The organism is Zavarzinella formosa DSM 19928, assembly GCF_000255705.1.
Classification (GTDB): domain Bacteria; phylum Planctomycetota; class Planctomycetia; order Gemmatales; family Gemmataceae; genus Zavarzinella; species Zavarzinella formosa.
Genome location: NZ_JH636439.1, coordinates 833,151 through 839,821 on the forward strand (window position 1 = coordinate 833,151; position 6,671 = coordinate 839,821).

General features: G+C 58.4%; 5 protein-coding genes. 3 read left to right on the forward strand and 2 right to left on the reverse strand.

Annotated elements, in window-relative coordinates:
* Window positions 1-5 precede the first annotated feature (5 nt).
* On the reverse strand, window positions 6-1,052 hold the full coding sequence (locus BGIM_RS0104430) for an aspartate-semialdehyde dehydrogenase (protein ID WP_052639753.1): 1,047 nt from the start codon (window positions 1,050-1,052) through the stop codon (window positions 6-8).
* 105 nt (window positions 1,053-1,157) lie between these two features.
* Between BGIM_RS0104430 and BGIM_RS0104435 the strand changes: the two genes are divergently transcribed.
* The 3 genes from BGIM_RS0104435 (at window position 1,158) to BGIM_RS0104445 (ending at window position 6,106) form a co-directional block, all read left to right on the forward strand.
* Complete coding sequence (locus BGIM_RS0104435; RefSeq protein WP_020468594.1) at window positions 1,158-2,525, forward strand: sensor histidine kinase; 1,368 nt, start codon at window positions 1,158-1,160, stop codon at window positions 2,523-2,525.
* A 79-nt stretch (window positions 2,526-2,604) separates the two neighbouring features.
* Window positions 2,605-4,086: a hypothetical protein gene (locus tag BGIM_RS0104440; RefSeq protein WP_020468595.1), complete on the forward strand. Its 1,482-nt coding sequence runs from the start codon at window positions 2,605-2,607 to the stop codon at window positions 4,084-4,086.
* 16 nt (window positions 4,087-4,102) lie between these two features.
* The gene (locus BGIM_RS0104445; RefSeq protein WP_020468596.1) at window positions 4,103-6,106 is read left to right on the forward strand and encodes an NAD(+) synthase; all 2,004 of its coding nucleotides are present in this window, start codon (window positions 4,103-4,105) and stop codon (window positions 6,104-6,106) included.
* 321 nt (window positions 6,107-6,427) lie between these two features.
* On the opposite strand, the gene BGIM_RS66940 is transcribed toward BGIM_RS0104445, so the two are convergent.
* Window positions 6,428-6,671 (reverse strand): hypothetical protein (locus BGIM_RS66940; protein ID WP_238537514.1); only part of this gene is annotated, 244 nt, incomplete at its 5' end.

Here is a 6,671-nt window from a genome sequence, read left to right on the forward strand (position 1 = left end):
TGCGATCAGCCTTTGACGATCCCACGTTTGATCAACTCTTCGGCCACCTGCACGGCGTTGGTCGCGGCCCCCTTGCGGAGATTGTCGGCCACCACCCATAGGTTCAATGAATTGGCGTGACCGGGATCTTGCCGGATGCGGCCGACAAACGTGTGATCGTGGCCTGCCGCGAGAATCGGTTGCGGGAACTCGCCCTTGGTTTCATCCAGCAGGACGATGCCGGGGGCATTCCTCAAGACCGCCTTTGCCTCTTCAACGCTGATCGGCCGGTCGAATTCGACGTTCACCGATTCGCTGTGGGCCACCTTTACCGGCACGCGAACGCATGTCGGCGAGATGCCGATGGTTTGGTCGCCGAGGATCTTCTTGGTCTCGTTGACGACCTTGTTTTCTTCTTCGGTATAGCCGTTCGGATCAAGCGTCCAGTCCAGCGTGATGACGTTCCCCGCCAGTTGCGCCCGATGGGCTTGGGCGACGACTTTGTCCCCCTTCACGAAACTGTCGAGTTGTTGCTCGAAGTCCGCAAGCCCCTTCGCCCCCTTGCCGGAGGAGGATTGGTAGGTGGAGACGATGATCCGGCGAATCTTCGAGAGATTTTGCAACGGCCGCAAGGCCACGCAGAGCGGAATCGCCACGCAGTTTGGATTGGCGACGATTCCCTTGGGAATGTTCTTAAGTTCGTCCGCATTGACTTCCGGCACGACGAGCGGAACTTGAGGATCCATTCGCCACGCGGAGGAGTTGTCCACGACGATGGCCCCTTGCTTGGCGGCAATCGGCGAGAACTCTTTGCTGATCGACGAAGGCGTGCTGGAGAGGACGATCTGCACTCCGGCGAATGCCTCGGCAGTGATCGATTCGACCGTGTGATGTTTCCCGCGGAACTCGACGGTTTTCCCGACGCTTCGCTCGGAAGCCAGGAATTTGATCGATTTTGCCGGAAAATCCCGCTCCAGCAGGACTTTCCGAATCAGGTCGCCAACGGCTCCCGTTGCTCCCACCACGGCCAAACTCACGGACACGTGAACACCTCGGTTAATAAACAACGTCATCCGGCCGGAAAGTCCGGCCGGTTGTGACAAGGCGATATTATAACCACCGTAAAGCATTGTCTCGCCGGAATTCGAGCCATTCCTCTCTGACGGAGCATTTCACTCGTGCGATTGGGCATCCGGTATCGATTGCTCGTCCCGCTGGGACTGTTGCTCTCCGGGGTGGTCGCCGCGAGTCTTTGGAGCGCCCAAGTGGCTGCCCGCCGGGCTGAGGAACGAGTCGCCGTCCAATTGCGCAATGTCACTCTCACGCTCCGAAATCTGAAATATCCGCTCACGACTCCGATCATCGATCAGATCAAACAACTTTCCGGCGCCGAGTTTTTAATTGTCTTCCCCGGCGACCGTCGAATCACGACGTTTGCCCATGATGACGTCGAGGTTTCTCCGGTGGATGAGATTCCCGAGGCGGATGGTTTCAGCCTTGGGCCGCCGGTCATTGTCGAGGGGGAGGCCTATCGAGTTCGCGGGTTGGTCTTGAAAGAACCGCACAAGGATGCGGGGACGAGCATTTATGTCTTCTATCCCGAGTCTCTGCTGAAGGAGGTGATCGCCGATGCGGAACGCCCTTCGTTTCTTGGGCTGATCTTCGGGTTGGTGGCCGTGGTGTTTACGTTCCTGCTTGCGGATCGGTTTGTTCGCCGTATCCGGCAGTTGGAGAAACAAACGCGGGGCATCGCCAGAGGGGACTTCAGCCCGATGACCGTTCCGACGCCGGACGACGAACTTCGGGATCTGGTGGTGTCTGTCAACGAGATGGCCGCCCGACTGGCGGGGTTTCAAAGCACGGTGGAAAAGACCGAACGCCTGCGGTTTGCCGGTCAACTCGCCAGCGGACTGGCCCATCAACTTCGCAACGGCGTGACGGGGGCGCAACTCGCATTGGACATCGCCCTTTCGGATTTGCCGAACACAGACACCGAGGCCATCGCTGTCGCCAAACGCCAGCTCACGATGATGGATGTCAACCTGCGGCGGTTCATCGACCTGAATCGTAACGAGCCGCCAAAGATGGAGCCGTGCGATCTGGCAAAGATCACCCGCGAATCGGTTGAATTGTTTCTGCCTCAGTCGCGGCATGCGAACATCATCTTGACATTGGAAATTCCGGAACATCCGGTGATGCTGACCGGCAATCCCGCCCCATTGAATGACATTGTGACCAACCTTGTCGGGAATGCCCTTGATGCCGTCGGACAGAACGGGGAAGTATCGGTGCGGGTTGTCGTTCGAGATGGATTTGCGGCGATCAGCATCGCAGACAGCGGGCCGGGGCCTTCCCCGGAAATCGCCGTCAAATTGTTCGAGCCATTCGTCACCGGCAAACCCGAGGGGATCGGACTGGGACTGGCCGTCGTCCGGCAGGCGGTGACGGCTCATCGGGGGGAAATTTCTTGGGGCCGCGAGAACCAGCACACGGTATTCCGTGTCACGTTGCCAATCTCATCAGAAGCACATGCGAGCATGAAATGAATTTTTCCCGTCGTTCCAGTTCCTCCCGGTATAACGTCCCCACTTGCCATTTGACCCCCATGCTTGGGAGACCCCCGGAATGACCGCACGGACCGACGATCCCTTCTTGGCCAAACGTCTGGCCATGCGGGAGGAATTTTTCGGCAAGATGTTCCTGTTGGGCGGATTTATCGGAGGGACGGACACTTACAAGCGAACCATGTGGACGGCCGTGCCGGACATCGCCGTTGAGCGGGCCGGTTACAGTTTGGCTTTCCGCAAAGGGATCGGCGAAGAGGGAGCGGGCAAACAACTCATCATGGCCGGGCATGAGGCGATGCTCGCTCAATGGTTCCACCGGCCGCTCAAACGCAGCGACATCGAACTGGCCCGTCGTTGGTTTCTTGAGCAATCGGCCGTGCGGGCGTTCCCTTCGGAAGCATGGGACGCCCTTCTTGACACCCAGCACGGCGAAGAGATTTTCTTGCCCGTGGACATCTGGGGGTTCCCCGGCGGGCAGACATTTTTTGCCGGGGTTCCCTGTCTGTTCTTCGAGGGACCGGGGGCCATCGTTTCTTATCTGGAGCCGGCGATGTGCCGGTATTTTGCCCCGGTAATCCAAGCCACCAAAGCCCGGTTGATGAAACTGGCGACGCCACGGGATGCCGAGTTTGGTCTGCGGTCGGCGCCGCTCGAATTGAACAATCTCACGCTGTTGCTCGCGCGATATGTGGGTGGTCGCGGGCAGCTTACCTCCAACGACACGGCCGAATTCCTCTACCCGGAATTGTTCAAATCCATTGGCACCATCGGGCATGAAATGATGTGTTCCAGCCAATCGCTGGACCGCTCGCTGGCCGAGGCCGAGTATGAGATGATGGACCGTTTCGTGACCAAGATGGGATCGGCCTCGCTGCTCTGCGACCTGGTGGATGCGGAAACCGTCGGCCTCGAAAACGCCCTGCGAGTCATCCGGGCGCACCCGGAGACAGATCGTGTCGGGGTGCGTGTGGACAGCGGCGATATCGCCGCCCAATGCGTGTTGTATTTCCAGAAGATGACCGCCCTCGGCATCCCGCCCCGAATCATCGTATTCGAGGATGAAGTAAGCCCGGAAGCGGTGAAACACGTTTACAACATCTTCCGGGAAAAGACGGGATTGGAGCCGACAATGCTCTTCCCCGGAGCCGGAGGCTATTGGTGGAAACTCGTCCACAGGGACACCGTCGCTGCTGCCTTCAAACGCACCGCAACGGCTGACCGGCCGAACGTGAAGTTCTCCAATTCCCCCGGCAAGGAATCGCTCGGCGGTTACTTGCGAGTGCTGGAAGCCGGCAAATGGATGGTCGTTGCCGAAGCCAATGAGAAGGTGACTGGCACGCCGCTTTATGTGAAATTGGTCGACCAAGGCCGGATCGTTTACCGCGAGTCGTTTGACGAGCAGGCTGACCGGGCCGACCGCACATGGGGCAAGTACGAGAGTTGGGAGCTTTCTCCGCACGTGAATGATGTGATGACTCGCTTCCGAACGATGCGTCAAACAGAAACGGCCGCCGCCCGCCTGCGGGTTGCCCCTGCCTGAACACGAAGGATACGTCATGTCGCGACATGGGTTTGTCCGGGTGGCCGCGATGGCCCCCCCGTTGAAACTAGCCGATCCTCGGGCCAACGCCTCAGCCACCATCGACGCCATGCACCAAGCGGCCGACTTGGGGGTTGACGTTCTCGTCGGTCCGGAGATGGGGCTGACCGGCTACACTTGCAATGATTTGTTTTTCCAACAAACCTTGCAACGCGGGGCGATTGACGCCTTGCAAGCCATCACGGTCGCCACCGCCCGGTTGTATTCCGGCGTGGTCGTCGTTGGCTTGCCGGTCGTCGTTGATGATCAGATTTTCAATTGTGCGGCGTTTGTAAGCGACGGCGAAGTGTTGGGAATCGTACCGAAGACATACCTGCCGAATTACAAGGAGTTTTACGACGCCCGGTTCTTCGCCCCGTCTTCGACGGCAATAAGCACGAGTGTTACCCTGTTTGGAAAGCAGGTTCCATTTGGACCGGATTTGCTGTTCTCCGCGAGGCAACTGGACAGCCTGACCATTGGCATCGAAATTTGCGAAGACCTTTGGGGGCCGATTCCCCCAAGTTCGATTCAATCCGTCCACGGGGCGACGGTGTTGCTCAATCTCTCGGCCAGCAACGAAACGATTGCCAAGGCCAACTACCGTCGTGATCTCGTCACGCAGCAATCGGCCCGTTGCATCGCGGCCTATGTCTATGCCGGGGCGGGGCGGGGCGAATCGACGACGGACATCGTTTTCGGCGGGCACTGCCTCATTGCCGAGAACGGAACGCTGATTTCCGAGTCGCCCCGGTTCAAACGCGAACTCGTGTTACAAATCGCCGACATTGATCTCGACCGGCTTCGCATGAACCGGCAACTGACGACGAGTTTCGGCGACGCCCTCCTTGATTCCGGTTTGAAGCGGGAATTTCGGCGCATCATGTTTCATCTGCCAGAACGTCGCGCCCCGGAAAAACTGATGCGGAAGGTGGAAGCCCATCCATTCGTGCCCTCGGGCGAGCGTGAGTTGAAGGAACGGTGCGAAGAGATTTTCACCATCCAGGTGACCGGCTTGGGCCGACGATTGGAACAAATCGGCACATCAGCGGTGTCCATCGGTGTTTCCGGGGGTCTTGATTCGACGCTTGCCTTGTTGGTGCTATGCAAGACGCTTGACCATCTGGGCGTCTCAAGAGAGAAAATTCGGGCGATCACCATGCCCGGATTCGGCACGACCAGCCGCACGCTGACGAATGCCAAGGCCCTGATGAATCGGTTGGGGGTCTCTTACCGGGAGATCGACATCCGGCCGTTGTGCTTTGAAGAAATGAAGGCCCTTGGTCATTCTCCGTTTGGCATCAATCTGCATGGGATGACCCACGAATCCCTCATGGAACCGTTGCGGCATCTCCCTCCGGAAAAGCGCAAAGATCTGACGTTTGAGAACATTCAGGCCCGTGTTCGCACGAGCTTGCTAATGAACACGGCCTTCGTGATCGGCACCGGCGACCTCTCAGAGTTGGCTCTCGGGTGGTGCACTTACAACGCCGATCACATGAGCATGTACAACGTGAACGTCAGCATCCCGAAAACACTCGTGAAATTCTTGGTTCGCTGGGCGGCGGAGAACGAATTTGAGGGATCGGCCCGCGACACGCTGATTGACATCGTTCAAACGGAAATTTCGCCGGAACTGCTTCCGGCCGACGCCGCCGGGAAGGCCCAATCCACCGAGTCGTCCATCGGACCGTATGAACTACATGACTTCTTCATGTTCCATTTTCTGCGGTATGGAACAACGCCGGAGAAGATTCTTTACTTGGCGACGCAGGCGAAGTTCGATGCCCCTTATTCACTGGGGGAGATTCGCAAATGGCTGCGCATGTTCGTGACCCGCTTCTTTGGCAATCAGTTTAAGCGGTCCTGCCTGCCGGACGGCCCAAAGGTGGGATCGGTGAGCCTCTCGCCTCGGGGTGATTGGAGAATGCCCAGCGATGCCTCGGCCGCCTTGTGGCTGGAAAATCTTCCGCCCGAGTGATGTCGGAGGGGGTTGGGGAAAGTTCGCCAAAATCGCACTGGAATCCCTTGGGCGTAATGCTATCATGCAGGAAGAGTGACTGAGTTTTCGGTTGAATCCGGAAATGCTCCTCGTCACCTTTTCAGCGTTGCAAACGCATCTGTTGAATCCCTGATTGCCATGATCCGGAATCAATTCGTCAGATTTTCTGACAAGTGGATGCCTCTCATGCGTCAATTACCCAGGAGCTGACCCGCAAGGAAGCGGAGGCCACCACCCTACAAACTGTTTAACCCATTTTCTTCAACCAAGCCGATTCCATTCCACTTAACGAGGATCTGATCATGCCCGTCGCCGATCGCGACGAAGGGCCGCAAAGGCCCGCACCGGTTCGCCGCCGCCCAGCCACTTCACCCACTCCGGCGTCTGACGACCGGACCGAACCGACTGAACGCCCTGCCGCCCGACCCGAACCGATTGAACGTCCCCAACAGGCTGCCCGCCCTGAGCCGAGCGAACGTCCTCAGCAGGCTCCCCGGCCCGATTCCGGCGACCGGCCGCAACGACCTCCGATGGCTCGCCGTCC

What these genes read in the sequence shown, in the direction of transcription:
- BGIM_RS0104445 (WP_020468596.1), top strand. Translation starts at nt 4,103, where the DNA reads ATGTCGCGACATGGGTTTGTCCGGGTGGCCGCGATGGCCCCCCCGTTG.
- BGIM_RS0104430 (WP_052639753.1), bottom strand. Translation starts at nt 1,052, where the DNA reads ATGACGTTGTTTATTAACCGAGGTGTTCACGTGTCCGTGAGTTTGGCC.
- BGIM_RS0104440 (WP_020468595.1), top strand. Translation starts at nt 2,605, where the DNA reads ATGACCGCACGGACCGACGATCCCTTCTTGGCCAAACGTCTGGCCATG.